Source organism: Treponema sp. Marseille-Q4130 (genome assembly GCF_014334325.1).
Classification (GTDB): Bacteria; Spirochaetota; Spirochaetia; order Treponematales; family Treponemataceae; genus Treponema_D.
The window spans coordinates 13,083-36,746 of record NZ_JACSET010000001.1 but is presented as its reverse complement, the minus strand read 5'-3'; the positions used below and the strand labels follow the sequence as shown (position 1 = coordinate 36,746).

19 protein-coding genes, 5 tRNA genes and 1 other RNA gene are annotated in these 23,664 nt (G+C 51.1%); 16 read left to right on the top strand and 9 right to left on the bottom strand.

The genetic code is table 11. The features are described from left to right. Positions 1-15: 15 nt before the first annotated feature. The 3 genes from H9I36_RS00180 to H9I36_RS00170 all read right to left on the bottom strand — a co-directional run bounded on the left by H9I36_RS00180 (position 16) and on the right by H9I36_RS00170 (position 3,138). On the bottom strand, positions 16-1,632 hold the full coding sequence (locus H9I36_RS00180; RefSeq protein WP_187383377.1) for an NAD(P)H-hydrate dehydratase: 1,617 nt from the start codon (positions 1,630-1,632) through the stop codon (positions 16-18). A 99-nt stretch (positions 1,633-1,731) separates the two neighbouring features. Beyond that, complete coding sequence (locus H9I36_RS00175; RefSeq protein WP_187383376.1) at positions 1,732-2,283, bottom strand: hypothetical protein; 552 nt, start codon at positions 2,281-2,283, stop codon at positions 1,732-1,734. A gap of 12 nt (positions 2,284-2,295) precedes the next feature. Next, entirely contained in the window at positions 2,296-3,138 is an 843-nt protein-coding gene (locus H9I36_RS00170; protein WP_187383375.1) for an undecaprenyl-diphosphate phosphatase, read from the bottom strand. A gap of 338 nt (positions 3,139-3,476) precedes the next feature. Here H9I36_RS00170 and H9I36_RS00165 point away from each other — a divergent pair, with 338 nt between their 5' ends. The 3 genes from H9I36_RS00165 to H9I36_RS00155 are packed head-to-tail and all read left to right on the top strand — an operon-like array spanning position 3,477 to position 7,118. Beyond that, on the top strand, positions 3,477-5,006 hold the full coding sequence (locus tag H9I36_RS00165; protein ID WP_187383374.1) for an ABC transporter ATP-binding protein: 1,530 nt from the start codon (positions 3,477-3,479) through the stop codon (positions 5,004-5,006). After that, a complete protein-coding gene (locus H9I36_RS00160) occupies positions 5,003-6,181 on the top strand; it encodes an ABC transporter permease (protein ID WP_222864606.1) in 1,179 nt (392 codons plus the stop codon). The genes H9I36_RS00165 and H9I36_RS00160 overlap by 4 nt, the downstream gene beginning before the upstream one ends. Before the next feature lies 1 nt (position 6,182). Next, positions 6,183-7,118 carry an ABC transporter permease gene (locus H9I36_RS00155; RefSeq protein ID WP_187383373.1) on the top strand — a complete coding sequence of 312 codons (936 nt, stop codon included), beginning with the start codon at positions 6,183-6,185 and terminating at the stop codon, positions 7,116-7,118. Between the two features lie 272 nt (positions 7,119-7,390). Here H9I36_RS00155 and H9I36_RS00150 read toward each other — a convergent pair whose 3' ends face one another. Beyond that, on the bottom strand, positions 7,391-8,146 hold the full coding sequence (locus H9I36_RS00150; RefSeq protein WP_187383372.1) for an RsmE family RNA methyltransferase: 756 nt from the start codon (positions 8,144-8,146) through the stop codon (positions 7,391-7,393). 97 nt (positions 8,147-8,243) lie between these two features. Here H9I36_RS00150 and H9I36_RS00145 point away from each other — a divergent pair, with 97 nt between their 5' ends. Genes H9I36_RS00145 through H9I36_RS00120 form a run of 6 tightly spaced genes read left to right on the top strand, consistent with a single transcriptional unit; the run spans position 8,244 to position 13,328 of the window. Then, positions 8,244-9,584 (top strand): hypothetical protein, encoded by a 1,341-nt coding sequence (locus H9I36_RS00145; protein ID WP_255422607.1) that lies wholly within the window; start codon positions 8,244-8,246, stop codon positions 9,582-9,584. A 54-nt stretch (positions 9,585-9,638) separates the two neighbouring features. Next, complete coding sequence (locus H9I36_RS00140; protein WP_187383371.1) at positions 9,639-10,448, top strand: hypothetical protein; 810 nt, start codon at positions 9,639-9,641, stop codon at positions 10,446-10,448. Then, positions 10,435-11,424: a superantigen-like protein SSL4 gene (locus H9I36_RS00135; RefSeq protein ID WP_187383370.1), complete on the top strand. Its 990-nt coding sequence runs from the start codon at positions 10,435-10,437 to the stop codon at positions 11,422-11,424. Before H9I36_RS00140 ends, H9I36_RS00135 begins: the two co-directional genes overlap by 14 nt. Then, complete coding sequence (gene rsmG, locus H9I36_RS00130) at positions 11,421-12,092, top strand: 16S rRNA (guanine(527)-N(7))-methyltransferase RsmG (RefSeq protein ID WP_187383369.1); 672 nt, start codon at positions 11,421-11,423, stop codon at positions 12,090-12,092. Before H9I36_RS00135 ends, rsmG begins: the two co-directional genes overlap by 4 nt. Beyond that, entirely contained in the window at positions 12,085-12,981 is an 897-nt protein-coding gene (locus H9I36_RS00125) for a hypothetical protein (protein WP_187383368.1), read from the top strand. Before rsmG ends, H9I36_RS00125 begins: the two co-directional genes overlap by 8 nt. Then, positions 12,933-13,328, top strand: coding sequence for a GGDEF domain-containing protein (locus tag H9I36_RS00120; protein ID WP_187383677.1), 396 nt, complete (start codon positions 12,933-12,935; stop codon positions 13,326-13,328). The genes H9I36_RS00125 and H9I36_RS00120 overlap by 49 nt, the downstream gene beginning before the upstream one ends. Positions 13,329-13,421: 93 nt before the next feature. Here H9I36_RS00120 and H9I36_RS00115 read toward each other — a convergent pair whose 3' ends face one another. After that, on the bottom strand, positions 13,422-15,110 hold the full coding sequence (locus H9I36_RS00115) for a hypothetical protein (RefSeq protein WP_187383367.1): 1,689 nt from the start codon (positions 15,108-15,110) through the stop codon (positions 13,422-13,424). 111 nt (positions 15,111-15,221) lie between these two features. On the opposite strand from H9I36_RS00115, the gene H9I36_RS00110 reads away from it, so the two are divergent. The 7 genes from H9I36_RS00110 (at position 15,222) to H9I36_RS00080 (ending at position 17,504) form a co-directional block, all read left to right on the top strand. Beyond that, a tRNA-Ser gene (locus H9I36_RS00110) sits at positions 15,222-15,306 on the top strand. Between the two features lie 86 nt (positions 15,307-15,392). Then, positions 15,393-15,477 (top strand) — tRNA-Ser (locus H9I36_RS00105). A gap of 17 nt (positions 15,478-15,494) precedes the next feature. After that, a tRNA-Arg gene (locus H9I36_RS00100) sits at positions 15,495-15,569 on the top strand. Between the two features lie 20 nt (positions 15,570-15,589). Continuing rightward, positions 15,590-15,676, top strand: a tRNA-Ser gene (locus H9I36_RS00095). Between the two features lie 580 nt (positions 15,677-16,256). Beyond that, positions 16,257-16,342, top strand: a tRNA-Ser gene (locus tag H9I36_RS00090). A gap of 4 nt (positions 16,343-16,346) precedes the next feature. Next, an RNA gene (gene ffs / locus H9I36_RS00085) (signal recognition particle sRNA small type) lies at positions 16,347-16,445 on the top strand. A 105-nt stretch (positions 16,446-16,550) separates the two neighbouring features. Continuing rightward, on the top strand, positions 16,551-17,504 hold the full coding sequence (locus H9I36_RS00080) for a TraB/GumN family protein (protein ID WP_222864605.1): 954 nt from the start codon (positions 16,551-16,553) through the stop codon (positions 17,502-17,504). Positions 17,505-17,521: 17 nt separating this feature from the next. On the opposite strand, the gene H9I36_RS00075 is transcribed toward H9I36_RS00080, so the two are convergent. From H9I36_RS00075 to H9I36_RS00060, 4 genes are all read right to left on the bottom strand, one after another. Continuing rightward, positions 17,522-18,901, bottom strand: a complete 1,380-nt coding sequence (locus tag H9I36_RS00075) for an MATE family efflux transporter (protein ID WP_187383365.1) — start codon at positions 18,899-18,901, stop codon at positions 17,522-17,524. After that, a complete protein-coding gene (gene creD / locus H9I36_RS00070) occupies positions 18,898-20,286 on the bottom strand; it encodes a cell envelope integrity protein CreD (protein ID WP_187383364.1) in 1,389 nt (462 codons plus the stop codon). The genes H9I36_RS00075 and creD overlap by 4 nt, the downstream gene beginning before the upstream one ends. 121 nt (positions 20,287-20,407) lie before the next feature. Next, the gene (locus H9I36_RS00065) at positions 20,408-22,366 is read right to left on the bottom strand and encodes a hypothetical protein (protein WP_187383363.1); all 1,959 of its coding nucleotides are present in this window, start codon (positions 22,364-22,366) and stop codon (positions 20,408-20,410) included. A 74-nt stretch (positions 22,367-22,440) separates the two neighbouring features. After that, complete coding sequence (locus H9I36_RS00060) at positions 22,441-23,511, bottom strand: DUF2804 family protein (RefSeq protein ID WP_187383362.1); 1,071 nt, start codon at positions 23,509-23,511, stop codon at positions 22,441-22,443. Between the last annotated feature and the right edge of the window lie 153 nt (positions 23,512-23,664).

Sequence of the window (23,664 nt, the reverse complement as noted above, 5' to 3'; positions counted from 1 at the left end):
TATGATACACGGTATTTACATCGATTGTAATCCGGACATCAAACCTCCGACGGCATCGATCAATTTCGGCGGTGTCAAATTGTACGAGCGCGCAAAGCGCTGAGATGCAATGCCGTGTGCAAGGACTGCCGTAACAGCCGCATCTTCGGCGCCGTATCGCTCGGCGAGCAGCGCGCAGACGAGACCTGCGAGCACGTCGCCGCTTCCGGCTTTTGCAAGGCTTTGATTTCCTTCGACGCTTACGAATACGCCGCGCTCCGACGCGATCACCGTATTCGCCCCTTTGAGCACGAGCACGGTATGCGGAAAGCGCGCGGAAAATTTTTTAACGATTTCGATCCTGTCGTCTGCAATCTCCGCGATCGTATAGTCGCCGAGCGAACACAATTTTAAAAGGGATTGAAATTCTTTCGGATGAGGTGTGAGGACAACCCGCGTCCGACGCTTTGCGAGCGCGTCGAGCAGGTTTACGATATCGCCGTAATAAAAAGAGTCGGCGTCGAGCACGATTCCTGCACCTTTGTGCTCTTCGATGTGTGCGCATACGCTTTGAAACGCGTCCGTCCGATCGCGTCCGAATCCGCTTCCGAGTAAAATCGCCGTCGTGTTTTGAGGAAAGGATTTTGCAATCATCAAATCGGACGGGAGTTTAAATCGCGACGCAGCTCCTTTTTCCGTTTCGACAAGCGTCGCAAGACCCGCGCCGAAGCCGAGCGCCGCTTCCCCCGCAATGATCGCAGCTCCGGCTTTTTCTCCCGCGGCGATCACAGCGTGTCCGAAGTGTCCTTTGTGTACCGATTTTTTTGTCCGCACGGGAAGGCTCATATCGCCCGCTTCGAGGAGGTACAGGTCGGCTGCCCTGCCCGCTTCAAATACGCAGCCGCTTACGCCGATACCGTATTTTTTAATAATTCCGCAAAAATCTTTCGCAACGTCTCCGAAGTACGCCGCTTTGAGCGCGCCCATCGCAACCGTTACGTCGGCATTGAACGCGAGCGCCGTATGTTTGTATTCGGTTGAAACAGCTCCGCGCTTATCGATGCCGCTCGGTATGTCGCAGGCGATGCGGAAACACGGAGCCTTATTAATTTTATCGATGAGTGCGGAAACGTCGGGCATGAGCGTTCCGTGAAAGCCCGTGCCGTATAAGCAATCGACGACGAGCGCACAGGATGCAAGTCGTTTTAAAAACGACGATCGGCTCACGAGTTTTACACCGGTCGCAAGCGCCGCATCCCGCTCCCGTTTGCAGTTTTCCGTTTTTGCGTCGAATGAGGCGTAAACGGCGGCGGGAATATCGCCTAGTATCCGGCGGGCGAGCGCGTAACCGTCGGCTCCGTTATTGCCGCTTCCGCACACGATCAACACATCGAGCGAAGATGCTGAAACGAGGTACGGCTGCGATGCTCTCGATCGCGCGGCGTGAAGAGCCGCACACGATATGCTCGACTGCTCCGTACGATGAGCCGGCCGCTTTTCGGAAGTCCGCACGATATTTCGATCGTACAAAGCTTTCCGCACTTCGGCTTCAAGCGCGCTTGCAGCGTTTTCGATCATAACGTCTTCGGTGATGCCGAAGGCTTCGTGCATGCGCTTTTCAAGATCCTTTACATCGATAAAAACCTTTTGCATATTCGTACTCCCGCAAAACGGCTCCGACAGCTATATTGTTAATTAATAATCTGTCCGGAAAAATCGCTAAAGGCGAGTTTTTCGAGATGCCCTATACAGTTATTTTTGTTTTTTGAAAATCGTCGGCTCGGAAAAGTCGTGACCGTCTTTGTCTGTCGGAATATGCGAGCAGCGAAGCGTGAGCGTACCCTTTTCTTCGTCGAACGAATATAAAATCCGCCACGTCTTTTCATCATCGGATTCGCTTCTGGAGTAACCCGTATCCGTTCCGGATTTTTCGACGGTAAAAACGATGAGCGCCTGAGTCGCCGAATACGTGCCGCTCCAATATCGCATATCGAGCGCCGCCTTTTGCATGACCGTCATCATTTTATCCTGTTTGATTTCGACGGTCGTCGTTTCGCTTTTTCCTTCGTATACCCACGTTCCGTAGTATTTCGGCGTAAGCGCGTTCTGCACGTCTTCGCCGATTTTTTTACCCGTCTCGCCCATTGCTTTACCGAAGGATTTTAAGGCGTCGGCGGACTTTTTGCCGAACTCTTTCCATTCCTGTTTTATGGAAGAATTTTTGTCCGAATCGGCGGCGACCGGCAAAACAATAACAAGCAGCGACACTGCCGCTATAATTTTAATAATTTTCGATAAATGCATAATTAACTCCGCTTATTTAAAAAATAACAATCCCGCTATGCCGAGCGGAACGAGATAACACGCGAACCAACCGAGCTTTCCTTTTTTAATAATTTTCATAAGGAGCGAAAGGGACGCCCAGCCGACGACGAAGGCTGCCGTGCACCCGACAACGATTTGCAACGCGCCGATCGATTCCGACATTTTATCAAAATCTTTAAGCTCAAGGATAAAAGCGCCGAGTATCGCGGGAATCGAAACGATAAACGAAAATTCGCCCGCATCCGCCTGTCCGACGCCTGAAAGCAAAGCGCCTGCGATGGTTGAACCGCTCCTCGAAATGCCGGGCAGCGTTCCGATACCCTGCGCAATGCCGACCGCGAGGGCCTGCTTCCGTGAAATGCCCTTCCCGTCGTTCGCGCTTTTTCTCTTTCGGCTCATGTATTGCGAAAAAAGCAAAAGGCAGGCCGTAACGATAAAGAAGGCGCACACAAAGCGTATCGAAAGAGAGGGCAGCATTTTTTCCGCAGCGATGCCGATGACGCCCGTCACGAGCGTTGCGATGATAACTGCGGCAACCGTTTTTCGGGAAGCTTCATCGGTTTTCGTCAAACCGCTTTCGCCCGAAACGCCGGAATCGACGGGGCGTCGCGTAATCATTTTTCCGAGCGCAGAAAAGAGTTTCAGAATATCGTGCCTGAAATAGAGTACGACCGCGGCGAGCGTTGCTAGATGAAGAAATACATCGAATAAAAGCGGCACGTCGCCGAGCGAAAACAGATGCTGCGCAACAGCGAGATGGCCGGAAGAAGAAACGGGCAAAAATTCCGTTAGGCCCTGAAGGACGCCGAGCAAAAGGCTTTGTAAAATCGTCATAAGCCTATCATAGCAAAAGCACGAAAACATGTCATGAGCGATGGTCTGCGTCGCAGTTGTTGATTATCAAGTGCGACGATATTTGCCAAGGCGACTCTTGCGCCGCATATTGCGGCAACATTTATAATTTGCTCAATATACGCTTTCATCCGATTGACACTTTATCATCGGTTTTCGAAAAACTCTGTCCGATGTCGATCGGGATATCCGAATCTCCTACATATCGCCGATAAAACAGATACCCGCCGGTAAAGCACACGATAAAAAATTCTATACCGAAATTTCACAATCTGTGTTATACTGTTTTATACGATTCAAGTGTATAACCGGAGGCGTGAATGGGCGGCGATAATTACGTAATCGAAATGCTTCACATCAGAAAGGAATTTCCCGGCATCGTTGCGAACGACGATATCACGCTGCAGGTAAAAGACGGTGAAATCCACGCGATACTCGGCGAAAACGGCGCGGGCAAATCGACGCTCATGAGTATTTTGTTCGGCCTCTATCATGCCGACCGCGGTACGATAAAAGTACACGGTAAAGAAGTCGCCGTCAAAAATCCGAACGATGCGACGAAACTCGGCATAAGCATGGTGCATCAGCATTTTCAACTCGTGCGCAATTTTACCGTCACCGAAAATATCATCCTCGGAAACGAAGGTGCTTTCGTTTTGCGCCGGAGGGAAGCGTCGAAAAAAATTAAAGCGCTCAGCGAAAAATACGGACTCAATATCGATCCCGATATGAAGATCGAAGACATTTCCGTCGGTATGCAGCAAAGAGTCGAAATACTCAAAATGCTGTACCGCGACGCGAAGATATTGATCTTCGACGAACCGACGGCGGTGCTCACACCGCAGGAGATCGACGATCTCATGCGGATTATGAAAAATCTTGTCAAAGAAGGTAAATCGATTATCCTCATCACGCATAAGCTCAACGAAATAAAGACGGTCGCCGACCGCTGTACGATCATCCGGCGCGGAAAAATGATCGGCGTCGTCGATGTCGCTTCTACGAGTATGCAGGATATGGCGGCGAAGATGGTCGGACACCCCGTAAGTTTTAAAGTCGATAAAGCGCCGTCGCGTCCGGGACGTGCGATCCTCGAAATCAAAAACCTCTCCGTCATGAATGCGAAAAACGTTGCCGGCGTCAAAAACTTTTCGCTTTCGGTGCATGAAGGTGAAATCGTCGGACTTGCCGGCGTCGATGGGAACGGGCAGAGCGAACTCGTCGAAGCGATCACGGGTTTGACGCCGATCGCAGACGGTTCGATTTTTATCGATGGGGAAGATGCGACGTCCTTTACGATCCGCGAACGGAACGAAAGCGGCATCGCGCATATTCCGGAAGATCGGCAAAAGCGCGGCATCATCCCGACCGAATCGATTGCGGAAAATATCGCCGTAAAGGATTTTTACCGCTGGCCGTTCAGCAAGCGGGGCATCCTTGACGATAAATGCATCAACTCCTACGCCGAAGACGTCGTTAATAATTTCGACGTTCGCTCGGGCGAAGGGATAAAATCGCCTGCAGGAAAACTTTCCGGCGGAAACCAGCAAAAGCTCATCATCGGACGAGAGCTTTCCGTTAAACCGAAACTGCTCATCGCCGTTCAGCCGACGCGCGGACTCGATGTCGGCGCGATCGAATACATCCACAAACAGATCGTCGCTCAGCGCGACAAGGGAAACGCCGTGCTGCTCGTTTCGCTCGAACTCGACGAAGTGTTCAATCTGTCGGATAAAATCGCCGTCATAAGCGGCGGCGAACTTATCGATATCGTAAAAACACAAGAGACGAACGAACACGCGGTCGGCCTTATGATGGCGGGCGTCAAACACGGAGGAACGCAGCGATGAAGCACGGGACAACGCATATCGAAAAACACGCCGAAGCGAAAAAGCGTCGGGGAAAAAAGCACGAAGAGCGGAAAAGCGGGACGTTTTTAATTGCGTTGAGTGCCGTCGTGCTCGGTCTTGTCGCGGGCGGCATCCTCATGGCGGTTATCGGAGAAAATCCGCTTGAAGCTTATCTCTATATGTTCCGCGGCAGCCTTATGAATGCGGAGCGCATCGGAAACACGATCGCAACATCGACGACGCTGTTTTTTACCGGACTCGCGTTTGCGTTCGCGTATAAAACGGGCTTGTTCAATATCGGCTGTTCCGGGCAAATGCTCGCGGGAGGACTGGTCGCGACGATAGCTGCGCATTATCTCTTTTTGCCGCGTCCGCTCTATCTCATTGCATTGATCCTGTGCGCAGCGCTCGGCGGAGCGCTGTGGGCTGCAATCCCCGGTTTTTTTAAAGCGAAATTCAACGTGCATGAAGTCGTATCGACGATTATGATGAATTGGATCGCTTATTGGAGCGTGTATTATTATATTCCCGCGTATCTCAAAGGGCCGTCGCTCGAAACGGAAAGTTCCGCAATCGCTGTAACGCAATCGCTCCGTACTCCGTGGCTTACGGATCTCTTTGCGGGTTCCACGTATATCAATTTAAGCGTTTTTATCGCGATCGTCGCCCTCGGCGCCGTGCAGTTTTGCTTGAGTAAAACGACGCTCGGTTTCAGTTTAAAAGCCGTCGGCGCAAATAAAAGCTGCGCGGAATATGCAGGTATCAACGTAAATTCGAGCATCATTTTGTCCATGATGATTTCAGGCGCGCTTGCAGGACTGGCCGGTCTTTCTTATTACACGGGCTATTCGCTCAATATGCAGATCGGTGTCATGCCTTCTCAAGGCTTCGACGGCATAGCGGTCGCCCTACTCGGTGCTTCGACGCCCGTCGGTGTTTTGCTCGCGTCGATATTTTTCGGCATACTGCAGTCGGGCAAAGGATTTATGAACGCGATGACGTCCGTTCCGCCTGAAATCGCCGACACGATCATCTCCGTCATCATTTACTTTACCGCGACGAGTATTTTGTTCGAACGGCTGTGGAACGGTGTTTTCCGTGCCGTGCGTGGAAAGCGAAAAGCAAATAGTAACAATGCCGATAGCGCGCAGCGTGCGGCGCAGGGAGGCCGCTGATATGTGGGAACTTTTTTCGCAGATTTTTCCGTACGTCATCGCATATACGATTCCCATGCTCGTTACAAGCTTGGGCGGTCTCTACAGTGAACGTTCCGGCGTTACGAACTTGGGGCTTGAAGGGCTCATGCTTTCAGGCTATTTCGGAAGCGCATTCGTCATCAAACTCACCGAAAATGCAATGCCGCACACCGCGTATATCGCACTCGGCTTGGCGGCGGGAGTGCTGTGCGGTATGCTCGTCGCGTCGCTTCACGCGTTCGCATCGATCAATCTGAAAGCCGATCAGACGATTTCCGGAACGGCGATCAATATGCTCGCGGCCGCTCTCACCGTGTACGTCGCGCGCCTCGTCACCGGAAGCGGCAATATTCCTATCGTCATGGGCATCGTGCGTGACGACATTCCGTTTCTTTCAAGGATTCCCGTAATCGGCGCGCTGTTTTTTTCGCGCTCGTACTGGTCGACGTGGCTCGTGCTTGCGGTGTGGGGCTTTTCGTTTTGGCTTTTATACAGCACGTCCTTCGGGTTGCGCTTACGCGCCTGCGGCGAACACCCGTCGGCGGTAGAAAGCGCAGGCGTCAACGTGCACAGAATGCGCTGGTTCGGAGTGCTCGCAAGCGGTGCGCTTTCGGGACTCGGCGGCGGCGTTATGCTCGTCACGTACAGCGGCGAGTTCAACGGCAGCGTCGCAGGTCTCGGCTTTTTGTCGATCGCGGCGCTCATCTTCGGGCAGTGGAAGCCGCTCGGTATTTTAGGCGCGACGTTCTTTTTCGGATTTTTTACGACGCTTGCAAACGTGTCGCAGGCGATCCCTGCGCTCAACGTCGTGCCGACGGTCATCTTCAAAGTGTTTCCGTACATCGTTACGCTCGTAGCTCTCGTCTTTTCGTCGAAGCACATGTCCGCACCAGCAGCCGACGGAATTCCGTATTGAGGAAGTGCTGATTAAAGCGAGGAGCGCATTTACTCAGCACTTCCTCTTGTTTCTCATAAGTCTTTAATTATTCATAATATATAGACTTATTACGAAACAAGAAATTTTTATGTTAACACTGATTAATTCGCATTCGAATTAATCAGTGTTTCCTTGAAATCTTTGCCGAAAAGGGCGGCGTTTTTTCGGCAAAGTCACATACGATAATAAGCCTCCGCGTACAATCGTTTTTTTTTGCATACCGCCGTCGCCGCGTATCGCCGCGTCTCCGCTTATCCCAATATTCCCATTTCCGCTAAAATGATTGAAGCTGCGGCCGTCGCTGCGGTTTCCGTGCGTAAAATCCGCTCTCCCATCGAAGCGCGCGTATAACCGCAGTTTTCGAAGCGCGCGCGCTCGGCATCCGTCCAACCCCGCTCGCTTCCGATTGCCGCGATAACGGGGCACGGAAAAATTTTTTCGCTCTTTTTTTTCGAAAGAAAGGCCGTAAGCGAAAGAGGCGCGTTTACGTTATCCAGCGCAATTTTAATCGCACGCTCTTTATCCGCGGCGGCAATACATTCGGCAAGTGTTTCGTGCAGAGAGAGGCAAGGCACGTGCGTGCTTCCCGCTTGCGCACTTCCGTCGAGGAGCATTTTATACGCCGCTCCCCGCTCGACGAGCGACGACTGCATATAGGATTTTTCGCCGAGCTCCGTTCCCGTCAAAAAAATGTGCGAAGCGCCGAGACCCGCGACGTCGCGCAAAAGACGCTTGAGCTGGATAGGGCGCGGAAAGCCGACGATGAGCGTAAGGGGCGAAAGTTCTTTTCCGTCCGTTTCGGGCGTAAACGAAAACCGTATGGCGCCTTCTTCCGCTCCTGAGCTTATATCCGTAATCAAAGCTTTTCCCGCCATTCCTCCGATGACGCCTGCGCTGAATGTGTCGCCCGTTTTTTTGTGAAGAATCTTTACGATATGCCGCGCGCGCTCGTCGCGAAGCGGAAGCGGATTATTGATTTCGTCGGCGGTAAAAAGACAGATATTCATAATTTTAAAAAGCGGCGTTTTAAAAATAACCGCCGCGGGAAAATCCTAATTCAATCGGTCGATTTAATCAAGCGCAAAATTATGCTATAATGACGCCATGCAAAAAAATCGATTCGACGATATGACGTGGCCCCTTATGCTGTCCGCGCTTCCGAAAAGCGCAAGCCTCCCGATCGCCTCATATCACCGTATCCTCTCTGCAGATTTTCCGGAATTTATTAATAATTATATCGATCTTCCGATTTTGCAGCGACTTTCGGGGATCGGACTTTTGTGCGGTACGGATTGGACGCCGCTTTATCGAAATCGATTTTTTTATTCGCGGCTCGATCACAGTATCGGCGTCGCGCTCATATTGTGGCACTTTACGCACGACCGGGCTGAAACGCTCGCAGGCCTTTTGCATGACGTTTCGACGCCCGTTTTCAGCCACGTTGCGGATTTCAGAAACGGAGACGCGCTTACACAGGAATCGACGGAAAACGAAAACGAATCGATGCTCCGGAACGACGACGCCCTTTGTGCCATGCTCAAATCAGACGGCATTTCGATCGATGCCGTTGCCGACTATCACGTCTATCCGCTTGCGGACAACAAGCTCCCGCGTCTTTCGGCAGACAGACTCGAATACATGTTTCCCTCGGGAGCCGCGCTTGAAGGAAGCTGGACGCTTTCCGAAATCGCAGAAGCGTACGGCGACATCGATATCTGTATCAACGAAGACGGAGAACGCGAACTCGGATTTCGAACGCAAAAAATTGCGGAAACCTACTGTGAAAAAACTTGCCGTACGGGGCACATTCTGCAGCTCAACGAAAACAAACTTGCGCTCAAGCTGCTTTCGGATATCGTCGACCGTGCGATTGCGATCGGGTTGATCGCCGAAAAAGACTGCTATGAAAAAACCGAGCGCGAAATCGTCGCCCGATTCGACTCGTTCAGTGAAAGCGTACAAAGCGGAAATGCAGCGAACGATACTGTACACGGCGAAGCTGAGGTGTACAGGGATTTGTACGGCGGAGATGCGACCGGCGGCAATCGTGATATCGTGTGCTCCGCTTCCTCTAATGCACATACGGCTTCCGGCACGGCACGAGAAGATTTTCGTGACGCCGCTTGCACAGGCTCATCCGCTTTTTCTTCGCAGAGAGAATTTGTTAAACGCTGGCGAACGTTCCGAACGATGACGCGCATCGAACATACGGATGACGCATTGTCCGATCACTTTTGCGTATCGCTCGACGTAAAGATGCGTTATATAGACCCGCTCGTCATCGGCGACGGCGAAAGTGCTGCAGGAGCGCGGCGGCTCACGAGCGTTTCAAAAAAATCGGCTGCTCTCATCGAAGATTTTCTTTCGTGGCGCGATACAAAATACGGATGCGCCGCATACGCACTTCCTCTGTACTTTGCGAAAAAAACGGGTAAACGCGCATAAGCGAGTGCCGTATATGCGCTCGCAAACTCCGTACGATTTCGTTATACTTGGCCTATGGACAACGCAAAAATCAAAGAGTTCCTCCTCGACATTCAAGATACGAAGCTCGACTTTACGGTCATTCAATCGGGAAAAGAGAGCCGGCGCGTCAACGGTTTGTATAAACCCGATACGCATGAAATTATTTTGCACAATAAAAATTTTAAAACCGACAACGAAATAATCTATACCGCTGTCCACGAATATGCGCATCACCTGCTCACCGAAGAAGCGCTTGCGACGATGGGCGACACGGCGCTCCCGAACGCGAGGGTGCACACGCAGGCGTTTTGGGCGAAGTTCAACGAATTGTTGATCATCGCCGAAAAAAAAGGTTACTACGCGCTGGATATGAAAAGTTCGCCGGAACTCGAAAAACTCACCGAAGAGATCCGCAAAAATTACCTTGAAAAAAACGGTGAGCTCATGCAGGAGTTCGGACGGCTCCTCGCAAAAGCCTACGATCTCTGTGAAAAAGCCAATATCCGCTATGAAGATTACATCGACCGCGTGCTCTGCCTCCCGCGCAATTCCGCACGCGATATCCGAAAGCTCGGCATGGAAAACGTCAATCCCGCCCTCGGCTACGACAATATGAAATTCGTCGCGTCGCTCAAAAATCCCGACGACAGAAGCGCCGCGGAAAAGCAGCTTTTGCACGGAGGAAGCCCCGACAGCGTGCGCGCCCTTATGCGGCGTAAAAGCTCGGACGATGCCGACGATAAAAAAACGAAACTCGAAAAAGAAAAAAAACGCATCGAGCGCGCGATCGAACAGCTGCAAAAGCGGCTTGAATTCGTGGAGGCGGCAATTGAAAATATGTAAGATCATGCGGGCGGCTTTCGCTTTTGTAATCGTATCGACCGTGATGCCGCTTTCGGCGCAAAACGGAACATCGTCCGGAAGCGCAAAACAGAACGCTCCCGTAACGGCGCCTGTTATGCCGACCCCTCCTTCGATGCCGACGCTGAGCGTTCCTTCGATGAGCGCGCCTCATTATACGCCCGGCCGAAATACCGCCGCACAGCAGCAAACGAACACAGGCTCCGCTCCCGCCGCAAACGAAACGCCGTCGCAAACAATGCAACGGATACCGAGCGGCAAAGCGCAAAGTACCGAGCCGGCGGATGCAAACAGCTCGAAAAAATCATCCGCCGTTACAGCTGCAGACTTAACGGCGCTTGCAAACAAAGGTCTCCTTAACAATTTTTATTCGCTGCTCGGTGCATCGGGAAACGGCTCGCTCCTGCCGGGCGGCATAACAGCGGGCAATCTATCGTCAGGCGGAATACCTTCCGGTGCGGCGCTGCCGTCTTCATCGAACGCGATGCTCGAAAAAATACTTTCGGAACTTGACAATGTAAAAAAACAAAATGCCGAAGCGGTAAAATCGAACGAAGAGCAGCCCCTCCCCTCTTCCGCACGTCCCGGCATACTGCGTTTTATCGTAAACGGCTACGATGTCCTCTCTTCGTGCCGCGCCGTATATTTCAGCGACGTCGGGAAAGACGGCACGTTTTTGCTGACGGGCGACAGAACGTATATGGCAAACGGACAAAAGCGGATGGAAACGTTTTACTTACTCTTTCGACCGGCGGGAGCAGCCGGATTTTCGGCGCAGTATAAAGTGGAATGCTCCGTCGTACAGGATTATACAAATGTGCATTCGTTCATGTATCGGCTTGCCTCTCTCGGTAATTTAAGTGCGGCAAAAACCGGCAACCTCGTTTCGATGCGCACATCCGATCCGAATTGCCGTGCGGATTTACTCATCGACATCGGAAACGCGAAACAGCAATGAGCGACATACTGAACGAAGGTCTTTCCGAGCTCGGCTTTGCACAGTTTGCGATTCCGCTTTTCGCGCAAAAGCTCGGTGCGTACATAAAAGAATTGCAGCTCTTTAATTCCGCGTACAATCTCGTCAACACGAGCGACTTCGAAGAGCTTGCCATTCGTCACGTATTCGACAGTCTCGCCGCGCACGATATTATCAACTCGCTTGCAACCGACATAGGAAACGAAGACGGCATCCTCATCGGCGATATCGGTTCGGGAGGAGGACTGCCGGGCATTCCGCTTGCCGTCGTCTTTCCGCAATTTCGCTTTACGCTCGTCGAACGCATGGACAGGCGATGCGCCTTTCTCGAAAACTGCGCCGCAATGCTCGGTTTGCAAAACGTTGCCGTGCAAAAATCGGAAGCCGAAAAAATTCCGCATGAAAGCTTTGACATAGCGGTGTTCCGTGCGCTGAAACCCCTCGACGCTCGCTTTGCAAAAACGCTTTTATCGCTTATAAAAAAAGGCGGGTATCTTGCCGCATATAAAGCTAAAAAAGCGAATATCGAAAAAGAAATGAATGCGATACGTTCGGTCATCGCCGATTATACGGCTCTCGAAGTGCGCGTGCCGTTTATGAAAGATGCGGAACGGAACATCGTCGTGGTAAGATCGAATATACATGAATGACATAAAAGTCCGCGTGTGTTACAATCTTCAAGCGGGAGAAAAGATTATGGATGCTATAGTACATGAACTGCTCAACGGAAATCGTTCGACGGGCTATATTAAAATAGACATCTTCATATTCGTTTGTACCGTGATCTTTGCATATTATATCGCTCGCAGAAACGGCTGGAACTTTCTGATCAGTACGCTCTCCGGTTTTATTTTAACATCCGTATTATATATCTTGGGCGATATAGCATGGGAAATTTCGGAAGTGTTGATCAAGCCGACAATATCTCCGAACAAAACCCTTATCGCATGCAACTATCTTGCAAAATCTTTTTTCTTCATAGCGGCAATGGCGCCGGGCTACTCGTGGTTCGCTTATATCATTCAAGAAACGAAGCGGTCAAATCAAAAACGCATTTTACTGTTTGCAAAACTGTTCCCCGCAATTCAAGCGCTGCTTTTAATAATTAATATTTTTACCAAAAATATGTTTTATATTGCGCCGAATGCGATCTATCATGAAAGCAGATATTTTTTCTTATTATTCATTTTCATTATAATTCTCCCTGCAAGCGCATCGATTTACGCATTTCATATCGCGCGGCAATCGAAGAACATACTCGAAAAAGAACACCTAAGACGCTACGGCACCTTTCCGATTTTTTGCATCGTCGCGGCAACGTTTCAAACATTGTTTCGCAGCATTCCGTTCGCCGCGTGTGCGATCTTTATCGCCGCATTTTTATTATATTTAAATATCCTCGAAGAACAGGCATCGATCGATTATTTAACCGGTATCAACAACAGAAAAACTTTTATTAAAAATTTGATACGCTTGCATGACGGGGGCTTATCGGCACTTATCTTACCGTCATCGATATTAATAAATTCAAAGCGATAAACGATCGCTACGGCCACGCTGAAGGCGATGCGGCTTTAAAACATACGGCGAACATATTGCGCGGCATTGCCGCAAAGCACGACAATATTTTTATTGCGCGATTCGGCGGTGACGAATTTATTATTTTGTCGAAAGGAGAACAATATACAAACGATATCTGCGCCGAATTTAAAAATGCGCTTACACGCTTCAACACGGGACACCAAAAGCCGTGGGAACTGAGCGTATCGCTCGGTACCGCGCCGTATAAAACGGAATACCGCGATTTTGAAGAATGGTTTACGCAGGCGGACAACGAAATGTATAAAGCGAAAAAAAAGAAAAACCGCCGCCGCCCAAACGCATAAGGGCACCTCGAAAAACTTGCCTTCAGCGATTTTTCAAGACTGCGACACAGCGCGTACGCGGCATTTGCAAAATGCAGGGCATCTGTTTTTCGATCAATATCCGTCCGACATCGCGCGGTTATTGTCTTTGATGCACAATTCGTCGTACACGAGGCTGCGCTTACGCAGCTCTTCTTTGAGCGCCTGAGGAAACGGCATATTGCGCCAAAAAATGCCGCGCACTTCTTTGTCGAGACGCTGTACGCCGGTCGATTCTTTCGTCATCCACAAGATGTAATCTTCGATAAAAAATTGTTTGAGATCGCCTTTTAATTTTTGCCGGTCGATGTATTGATAATATTGACCGGTAAGCCCCTCTTCCATCCAATAGTACGACGCTTTTTCTTTTGCAACCTGCCAGCGCAGATCCGCGACGGCGGTCAGCACGGCGATATGCAGATCGCGCGGATACATCGGAATGACGATGCGCCCGCGGCTCGTCACAAGATTGTAGCGATCGAAGGGCTGCCAACAAAAACCGCGGTCGCCGTAAGTCGGCACAAGCAGCGTATACGGGATGATCCTGTTCGGCACGCTTTTGTGAATGCGGCAAAACGCACCCGGATCGATCGACTCGATCCAGCGCATAACTTCGAGCACGTTTTCGCGAGTACCCGTTCCCCGTTCGGTACAGTGAAAAAACTCGCGCGTAAAAATAGGAAATTGATTTCCCTGCCGACCGACCGTCATCTTCGCCATCTGCCGCACCGTATCGAATTCGGTTTTCAAATCGCCCGTATTCATTTCGACGATTTCCGGTCCCGCATCGAGCTTTTCCTGTACGCTGTCAAAGATACCCTTCGCTTCTTCGAATTCCCGCAAATTTTTTGCAAGCTCTTTGTCATTGCGCGAAAGGTTTCGCAATTTGTCGCTGATCTCGGAAAACTCATGTTTTTGCGATTCGGTATACGGCGCGAGATGAGGTTCGAGCCCGAAACAGGGCTGGTGCTCGCATATATCGTTGACAAGGCGCTTCAATTCGATTTCGAGCATTTCACGTTCGTGCTCTTTCATCGTGAGCATACTTTCCGCACTCTGCAATTTTCCGGAATTTTTCGACTGCAGCTGCATGAGCCGCGTCTGTTCCTGCATCTGCGCTTCGTCGGGATTTTTGCTGATCTTGCGCGAAGACGCCGGTTCGTCCGTCATCGAAATATTCATGCGTCCCGAAAGGACTTCTTTAAACCATTCGTCCATGTAGAGGATCGGTTCGTTCGTAAGATTTTCGAATATGATGCGGGAAAAAAAGTCTTTTTGTTCGGGTTTAAAAAGGGACGGAAGCAAAATGCCGAAACGCATGAGCATACGCTTGGGCATCGGCAAATGCATATTGCCCGATTTTTCCGACATACCGCGCAGCAGTTCCCAATACGCCGAAATAATATTTTGCCGAAAAACGGAACGGTCTTTCGGATCCTGACTCGTAAGATATTTTGAAAGCTGCACGTGCACGCGCTGTGCGGATTCGTTTTCACCGGAAAGCGCCGTTTTATAATACTGCGGATCGTCGAAAACATCGGAAGGAACATCGTTCAGCGATTTTCCCGGAGGCCCGAAGGCTTTGACGCCCAAATCGACATCGTGAATTCCTTTCGGCGCCCTCCGTTCGGCATCTCTGTCCGTTTTCGTTTCGGACGAGACATCCTCCGGCACCGTATCGATATCCGTTTCGCCGATTTGATGCGACCGTTCCGCTTCCGCAAGCAACGCCGCGATCGACGGATCCAATTCCTGCTCGTCCATACCACCCTCCGTTTTTTGTTGTCCGTTACAGTATACCACGCAGACCGTATTATCGCAATGCTATACTTGACACAAAAAGCGATAATTTGATATGCTTACCCTACGTCTTTTGGAGCGATGTCCGAGCGGTCGATGGAGGTAGTCTTGAAAACTATTGAGGAGCAATCCTCCGGGGGTTCGAATCCCTCTCGCTCCGGACAGCAAAAATCGCCTGTGATTTTTATCGCATCGGTTTTCAATGGGCATCGCTCGTGCATCGTTTACGGCGCCGTCGGACGAATCGGAAGCGTGGTAGAGCGGTAATACAACGGATTGCTAATCCGTCAGTTCCGTAAGGGCTGGGCAGGTTCGACTCCTGTCGCTTCCGTATTGTTAATTTTTTTTGAGACTATAGCTCAGCTGGATTAGAGCACCACCCTGCGGAGGTGGGGGTCGCACGTTCGAATCGTGTTAGTCTCGTACGGCTTATAGCCGCTTAAGGAAAGATGCGAGAGTGGTCGATCCGGACGGTCTCGAAAACCGTTGAACCCTTTGGGGTTCCGGGGGTTCGAATCCCCCTCTTTCCGCTTAACGGACGTTGTAAAAATCGTTAAGGGATTCGAACCGGAGCGAGCGCCGAGCAGGTGCGAGGATGAGCCCGCCGGATGCGGGCGGAAGCGAGTGCAGGCGCCTGAAGCGAACAGGCAGGGATGCTTGCGAGCGCAAGGCGAATCCCCCTCTTTCCGGTCAGCGTGCATCGTAGATATCGTTGGGATTCGAACCGGAGCGAGCGCCGAGCAGGGGCGAGGATGAGCCCGCCGGATGCGGGCGGAAGCGAGTGCAGGCGCCTGAAGCAAGCAGGCAGGGATGCTTGCGAGCGCAAGGCGAATCCCCCTCTTTCCGGTCAGCGTGCATCGTAGATACCGTTGAGGGATTCGAACCGGAAAGAGCGCCGAGCAGGGGCGAGGATGAGCCCGCCGGATGCGGGCGGAAGCGAGTGCAGGCGCCTGAAGCGAGCAGGCAGGGATGCTTGCGAGCGCAAGGCGAATCCCCCTCTTCCCGGTCAGCGTGCATCGTAGATACCGTTGAGGGATTCGAACCGGAGCGAGCGCCGAGCAAAAATCGTTTTTATTATTCATCTTATTATTTTATACTGAAAATATTTTAGGAAAGATGTCCGAGTGGTTTAAGGTACACGCTTGGAAGGCGTGCGTGCCCAAAAGGCACCGGGGGTTCGAATCCCCCTCTTTCCGCTATGCCCAGGTGCCATGCAGCCGAACGCCGGCAAACCCCGTCAGAGCAGGAATGCAGCAGCGGTAGTCGGATGTGCGGCGTGCCGTGGATTACCTGGGCTTTTTTGTTGTTTCGAATGCAGGGAGTCAAGTGAAATTTTCGGGCAGCTGCCTTTCCGTGATTATTAAAGACAGCGTTTCGACGCCGCGTACAAAAGGTTAGAATATGATGAAAAAGAATATCACACTGATTTTATTGCCGCTCGTATTGGGTGCATTCGTTTCCTGCGCATCGAACCGACCGGCAAAAAATATGCCGCGCGTCACAGAACGGGCGCGCATGTTTTGGCAAATCGACGGTGTCGACGCAGACGGCAAACCCTCCGTCGTATACATACAGGGGACGATTCACGTCGGAGACAAACGCTTGTATCCGCTTGCGCCTTCCGTCGTCGAAGCGTGGAATTCCGCGGACAGGATCGTCGGAGAGATTTCAACGGCCGACTGGGCGAAGTTTCAAAACGAACTGCAAAACCGCATGCGCGAAAGCATCCGCAGTGCGGGCGGGAGGCGTATTTCGGACGCGCTCACGAGCGAACAAAAACGTGCGCTTTATTCCGTACTCGGCAAAGCCGAAGCCGAACAAACGGATCTCTTTGAACCGTGGGTAACGAATCTTTCGCTTCAATCCCTCGTCTATACGAACTCCGGTCTTTCCGCAGAGCAGGGACTCGACGGTCAATTTATGCTTTTATCTTATCGGCAAAACAGAGAGATGGAAGGTCTCGACGATTTGGAAACGCAGTTTGATGTGCTGGCATTCGGCACATACGATGAACAACTGGTCATACTGCAGGACGTACTCGACGATATCGCCGGAAAGAACGAAATCGATCAATATGTCCGAAAGCTCTACGACGCGTACCTTACAGACGATGCCGCTTCTCTCGATGCGCTTCTAAAAGAATCGTATCGAACCGACGGCGAACCGGCCGCCAAAGCAGCGCTGTACAAAGCTTACTACGAAAAAACCTTTACCGAAAGGAACAGAGCATGGGCAAAAAAAATCGCGCTATGGCTTTCCGAAGGAGGGACGACTTTTATTTTTGCCGGAGCAGGACACTTTATCGGAGAGGATTCGGTCTTTTCCTATCTGCGGAAAAACGGAAAACTCTCTCACTGACATCGATTCGCCCGCCCTTATCCCGCATACGCGGCTTTTTCCCACTTTGTCGACGCGAGCCGCACTAAAAAAATCGTACCGCGAAAACAGAGTTCGATGCCCATCGCGATCCATGCGCCGTACAATCCGAATCTCGGCACAAGGATGATCGTCAGAACGATGCGCACTCCCCACAGGCTTACGAGGTTCATGATGCCGGGAACGAGGGTATCGCCCGCTCCGCGGAGCGCGCCGGAGGCGACGATGGAGGCCGCGAAAAGCGGCTCGGCAAAAAGTTCGACGCGCAAAACGCGCACTGCAAGCGCTCTCACGGCTTCGTCCGTCGTAAGAAAGGCAAACACGGCAGGACAGATCGCATACATGAGCGTGCCCGTCACCGTCATCACGACCATACCGCACGCCGTCGTGAGCCGGGCAAAACGTTTCGACAAATCGCTCCGCCGAGCTCCGACGCTCTGTCCGACGAGGGTTACGGCCGCTTCCTTTATGCCGAAGCCGGGCATATAACACAGCGACTCGGCCGTTACGGCAAAGGAATTCGCCGCGAGGGAAACGGCACCGAGAGGTGCGATAAAACGCATCGATGCGACGACGGCTCCGCTCCACGCCGTCTGTTCGGCGCCGACGGGTACGCCGATCTTCAAAGCGCGCTTAAAATCGCCTTTATCGATTTTCCACGTATCTTTTTCGATAAGCGCAAGTTCGGAAGATTTTCGAAGCGTGTAATACGAAATCAAAACGGCGGTCACAAGGGCTGCGCACACGGAACCGTACGCCGCACCCGCCGCTCCGAGATGCAGTATGACGATAAACAGATAATTGAATGCGACATCGAGAGCGCACATGAGCGCGTTCAATACGCCCGGAGTTTTCATATCGCCGGATGCCTGCAGCATACCGCTCATCAAGTACACGATTTGAAAAACCGGAAGCGCGAGCTGGAAGACCGAAAAATAAAACGAAGCGTCGCCCCTGATCGCATCTTCGGCTCCGAGCCACGCGGGCAGCATACCGCTTACCGAAACGCTCAGAAAGGCGACGACGCTCGAAAAAATCGTACACACGACGATCGCTTGGCGCAGGAGACGCTTCGCTCTCCGCCCGTCACCCGCACCGACGGCCTGTGCTGTCTGCACGGTAAAGCCGGTCGCAATCGAATGCGTCAATCCGCCGAACATCCACAGTGCCGGTGAAACGAGTCCTATCGAAGCCGCCGCTTGTGCGCCCAATCGCCCGACCATCGCCGCATCGATATACTGCATCAAAATCGAAGAAACTTGAGCGAGCATACCGGGCACGCTGAATCGCCACACATACGACAAAAGCCGAGCGCTCGGAACAGCGTTCCGTTCTTTTAATAATTTTGCAAGGGCGAGCTGTCCCCGCGCCTCTTTCAATTTTCTTCCTGTGCGGCGTACCAGTCGATTTTGCGCGTCAGCACCATAAGCAGCGTAACGACGAAGAACAAACCGAGACTGCCGATCAAAAGCGCGTAATCTTCGGCTTGCAGCGTGCCGAACAAAAATATATACGACGTCATCTGTACGAGCGCAAAGCAGGCTCCCCATTTCGGTTTTTTGAAAATCGCGGACGCGTAAAACAGGAGCAGCGCGCTCACTGCAGCCGAACTGATCCAATAGGTCGTACCGAAGGAAATGTGCTCGGAAACCGACAGGAGCAGCAGGTAAAAGATCACATCGGCAAGACCTATCAAACAGTACTGTACCGGATGGATTTTCACATGTGTAAAAATTTCAAAGATAAATATCGTGATAAACGGAATTATTAAAAAGAGAAGCGCATATTTTATACTGCGTTCGGTTTTTTGATAATTGTCGACCGGCGTTACGAAATCGATCTGCACGGTTTCCGCGTCGTCGCTGTCGTATGAATCGTATGCGTACTTTTGATTTTGTTTGCGCGACGACGAGGAAGGCGTGTCGTCTTTTTCGGATGCGATCCACTCTTTCGGAAACGCGGTCGAAAGGCCTGCGATATTCCACACTGCGGAAAAGCCCGCGTCGGAAATGCTGCGCTCGGTCGGAAGCCAGCCGCCGGTAAAGCCCGGTGTCGGCCACGTCGATTCGACGGCAAAGGTATTGTCGGCGGCAAGCGGCATCGCGGCAAAATACTGCCCTCCTTGAATACCCGTTTCCGCCGTAAACGCAAAGCCCTTCCTGCAGTATTCGGCAGGCACATTGTAAAACACCGTATTTGAAAACGGACTCGCGCTTTCGGGCGACATGAGCGACATTTCGAGCGGTCTTCCGTCGGCCGTGACGGCGGGCAGTTTTGTTAAATTCTTTTTATTCGAAATGCCGAGCATCAAAACGCATTCGCTCCACACGATGTCGCGCTCGTCTATTTTGTTGTACGAATAATCGACTGCGGAAAACGAACCGTCGGAATGCACCGTACCCGAAAACACAGGCGCCTTAAAAATGCCGCGTGTCAAGTACTCCGGTTTTGCGGAAAATTGCATATTCCACGTTTCCGGTACGCATACGATATAATTCGTCTTTCGTTCCGAACGCTTCGTACCGTTTTCCCATACGTCGACCGTTTTCTTAAACGGTACGGCGATCGCAAAACCTTCGATGACCGGAGCGCCGCCTTTCGGTTCGAGTATGGAGCGCACGGCTTCCCTTTGATACGATTTTCTGTCGTCGACGAGAGAATCGAGCATGTGCAGCGGAATTAAAAACAGCAGCACAAGTACGAGAATGATAAAGGGTTTGAAGCCGATCCTTCCGACCGAATTTAATAATTTATTCTTGTCCATAAAAAAACTCCCGCAATAAGCTATAATTCCGAGTTTAATCAACAACCTCGCAGCGAAGCTTCAAGCGGCGTCGGGGTATTAAACCTTCCGCACGAATAAAACTCACCGTTCAACACGGAATTTATTTTTTTTGATATGCCGTACGTATCGCTTCGGCAAACAATTTATTTTGATCGTGACGCTCAGGTACCGAAAACAGCGGCTTACCGTCTTCTTCCGAGATACGGTATATCTGCGTCGGAGGCACGGAGTATGCGGGACTGTCCGGATTGTTGATCCACCAGTCGAGTACGGCAACGATGCACAGCGTATATTTTAATAAATTCGCATTGGTCGCATTCGTCGTCGCCGTTGTATTTTGCGCACCGAGCAAAACATCGAGCCGCTTTGAAATTTCGTTCGGGATATCGAAGCGATAATGTGCCCACGGATTCCCCACCGATTCGACAGTACCGCGCGCCTGCGCGACCGCGTCGCACGCGTTTGCAATGCCGGTGAAGTATTTGCGAACAAAGTCGACACGCTTATACAGCGGCGGATATTTACTGTCGTTTACGGGGCGTTCGAGTACGAGCGGTTTGAATTTCAGTTCCGGCAAAAACTGATACTGCGCCTGCCATAAAAGTGCCGTGAGCGATTTTTTCCCGAACTGCGAATTTTCGAAATCGCTTTGAGAATATATTTGGTTGGTATAGTATATGAGCGGTTCCGCATACAATTTATTAAAAACGTTTTCCCTGTATGCCGACCATGTATCAAGCACGGCGTCGATTGAATCGGCACCTCTATCCTCTCCTTCCGCTTTGACAAAAGTTATATTGCGGCAGCCCTGAAAAAAATCTTCGAGGATGCGAAGCAATACGACCGTCGTCTGCATCGGATTTGACGGCGATAAAATATTAAAACCGTCGTCGAATTTATAGAGCGGCTGAAAATACGGAAACAGGTCGGGATGCATATCGAGCTTTTGAAAACCCGCTGCGGGAAACAGCCGATCGAGCAAATTCAATCCCGTATTGACGGTTTCGTCGCGCCTGCCGCGCACTTCGCGTACGGGACTCGCTTTCGGTTCGGGCGCTTTGACTTCTTTCGGCTTGTCGGGGAGCAGCAGATCGAATTTATGAAGACCGATAAACTGCAGGATATCCGCAACTTTTACCGAAAAGAACACGGGGTATACTTCATAGCTGTCGGAACACATACGCATGAGCAGCGGATATAATCTTCGGATGATTTCCGTATCGATATAAAGCCACTTGGTGATCGCTTCTTTTGCAAGCGACTGGAGCTTTTCTTTATCGGCATCGGGATAGACGATTTCGTCGGCGTAAATTTCCTTAATAATTTTCGGGATCTTCGAGCTGCCGTAATAATAAACCGTCATCAACGGATGATATATCGCGCGGATAAAGGGTATGAAATCGCATACGAGCAGCGGAGGCGGCAGCGCAGACAGATCGCCGTATGCCATTTTAATATTTTGCATCGTCCAACCGGCAACCGTCCTCAGGAATTTGAATTTAACATCGGTACCGTTTACGATCTTCGCTTTGTACGTATTCGGCGACATCTGTATGAGCGTCTTAATGACGGTAATAAAAGCTTCCATCTGATCGATGTAGAGTTTCAGTGTTACGTCGTAAAACGTGGGCAGAATTTTTTCCGTTCCGTCTTTTTGAAAGCGTCGGATAAAATTAAAGATGCCGTAATTCGCTTTGATGCGATATTCGTCGGACATCATGAGTTTATCGATCTGCGCACAGAGTTTCGGAGAAAGCGTCTGCAGTTCGTTTTTTCGCCGGTGCTTTACGGTCGTCGTATGAGGCGAAACGCGCGTATCCGACGATTTCGGACGGTTTCCCGAAGACACGCTTGAAGTTCTACGGGACGAAACGGCCGCGGGACGGCGAGCGTGCGTCATCCCGTCCGGAGATACAGATCGTTCATTTAAAACTTCGCCACCGAGCTTTTTCGCCATCGTTGCCGCTTCTTTAGGATCGATGTCGCCGATCGCTTTTCTCGTTTTGTCGAGCGTACCGGGTGCCCAGTCCGCCGTTTTATTGAAAGATTCGTTGGCCATTCCCGCACCTCCGTTCTATGGAAAAATTGCGACCTACCCGAATGAAGATCGATCGCTGCCCGCTTTAAAAATCTTCAGATACGCAGTCTGCTTTTTTTTACGATACCGGGGAAATTTTTAAGCGTCAGTTTTTCTCCGGTACCGGTGAACAGCACGCCGTCGAAGGTGCCGAAGATCGTACTGTAATCGGTACGCATGACGAGGATGCTCAAAACGCGCTTGCTGATCGACACGGGCGTAAAGGTCAAATCGATCATGGTTTCGGTATCCTGCACGATCCATGTTTTGTCGCTGCCGAAGGGATGCGTGATCGTCACGGCCGGCATCGGCGTCAGCTTCCCGTCGAATACGACGACGTTTTCGTTGCAGTCATCCGATTCTTCGGGATCCATATTCGTCATCACAAAGCGGAACAGCAATTTCCGTCCCTCATAGTCGCCCAGACCGCACATCATTTTGCTTTTTGAATGATAGCGGTAATACGTGCGGTTCATGACCATAAACGCGAGTCCCGACGTATCCTGCATCGTCACGGCGGGAGTCTTTTTTCCCGCGAGGACATTGAGCGAACCTTCCATACACATCGCAGTGAGCCAAGAAGCCGAACAACGCCTCGTTGTCGGAGCGGGAGCGACGACGACAAGTTCCGCATGCAGAGGATCACTGAAATGCGAAACGAACATACCCGTTGCCGCAGGACGAGATGCATCGCCTTTTACGCTGAACACGAGCGATATGCGGTCGCGCTTGCGGTTCCACGAAATGCGGATATAGCGCGATTTTTTGTGATTGATGCAGGCGGCTTTATCGAGTCGTATCGGAACGAAACGGAAGCGCGGGAGCATAAACGTATTATAGACGAATTTTTTGCCGGTGGATCGGTACCAAAATATCACTTCCGCGAGTCCGAACAGCTTATCGTCGAAAAATTCGACCATGCCGATATAATCGCCGATCGAAAACATATAAGCGAGCCGGCTTTTGATTCGGAAATTCGTTAAAAACGCAGGGATCGGGATACCGCCGAACGGAGCTTTAATCCCCTTGATGTCGAGCTTTTGCGGCGGATTTGAAAACGTACCGAACTGCGCGGTACCGTCGGCGACAATCGATTCGGGCGATTCACTTACTGTCCTGGAATACAATCTCTACCTCTGAAACGGTAAAACTTTTATACTCGATTATACATCAAAAATACTACTCCTGCAATTCCGCGCATTGCATTCCGCATTCCGGCGCGGATATTGCCGCGCGCATCATTTGCGTTTATCTTTCAATTGCGCATTTCATTTGTTTCA

Coding starts and splice junctions, on each gene's coding strand:
- H9I36_RS00180 (WP_187383377.1), bottom strand. CDS start 1,632: ATGCAAAAGGTTTTTATCGATGTAAAGGATCTTGAAAAGCGCATGCAC.
- H9I36_RS00065 (WP_187383363.1), bottom strand. CDS start 22,366: ATGGCCAACGAATCTTTCAATAAAACGGCGGACTGGGCACCCGGTACG.
- H9I36_RS00140 (WP_187383371.1), top strand. CDS start 9,639: ATGGACAACGCAAAAATCAAAGAGTTCCTCCTCGACATTCAAGATACG.
- H9I36_RS00170 (WP_187383375.1), bottom strand. CDS start 3,138: ATGACGATTTTACAAAGCCTTTTGCTCGGCGTCCTTCAGGGCCTAACG.
- H9I36_RS00155 (WP_187383373.1), top strand. CDS start 6,183: ATGTGGGAACTTTTTTCGCAGATTTTTCCGTACGTCATCGCATATACG.
- creD (WP_187383364.1), bottom strand. CDS start 20,286: ATGGACAAGAATAAATTATTAAATTCGGTCGGAAGGATCGGCTTCAAA.
- H9I36_RS00080 (WP_222864605.1), top strand. CDS start 16,551: ATGAAAAAGAATATCACACTGATTTTATTGCCGCTCGTATTGGGTGCA.
- H9I36_RS00160 (WP_222864606.1), top strand. CDS start 5,003: ATGAAGCACGGGACAACGCATATCGAAAAACACGCCGAAGCGAAAAAG.
- H9I36_RS00115 (WP_187383367.1), bottom strand. CDS start 15,110: ATGGACGAGCAGGAATTGGATCCGTCGATCGCGGCGTTGCTTGCGGAA.
- H9I36_RS00165 (WP_187383374.1), top strand. CDS start 3,477: ATGGGCGGCGATAATTACGTAATCGAAATGCTTCACATCAGAAAGGAA.
- H9I36_RS00150 (WP_187383372.1), bottom strand. CDS start 8,146: ATGAATATCTGTCTTTTTACCGCCGACGAAATCAATAATCCGCTTCCG.
- rsmG (WP_187383369.1), top strand. CDS start 11,421: ATGAGCGACATACTGAACGAAGGTCTTTCCGAGCTCGGCTTTGCACAG.
- H9I36_RS00125 (WP_187383368.1), top strand. CDS start 12,085: ATGAATGACATAAAAGTCCGCGTGTGTTACAATCTTCAAGCGGGAGAA.
- H9I36_RS00175 (WP_187383376.1), bottom strand. CDS start 2,283: ATGCATTTATCGAAAATTATTAAAATTATAGCGGCAGTGTCGCTGCTT.
- H9I36_RS00145 (WP_255422607.1), top strand. CDS start 8,244: ATGCAAAAAAATCGATTCGACGATATGACGTGGCCCCTTATGCTGTCC.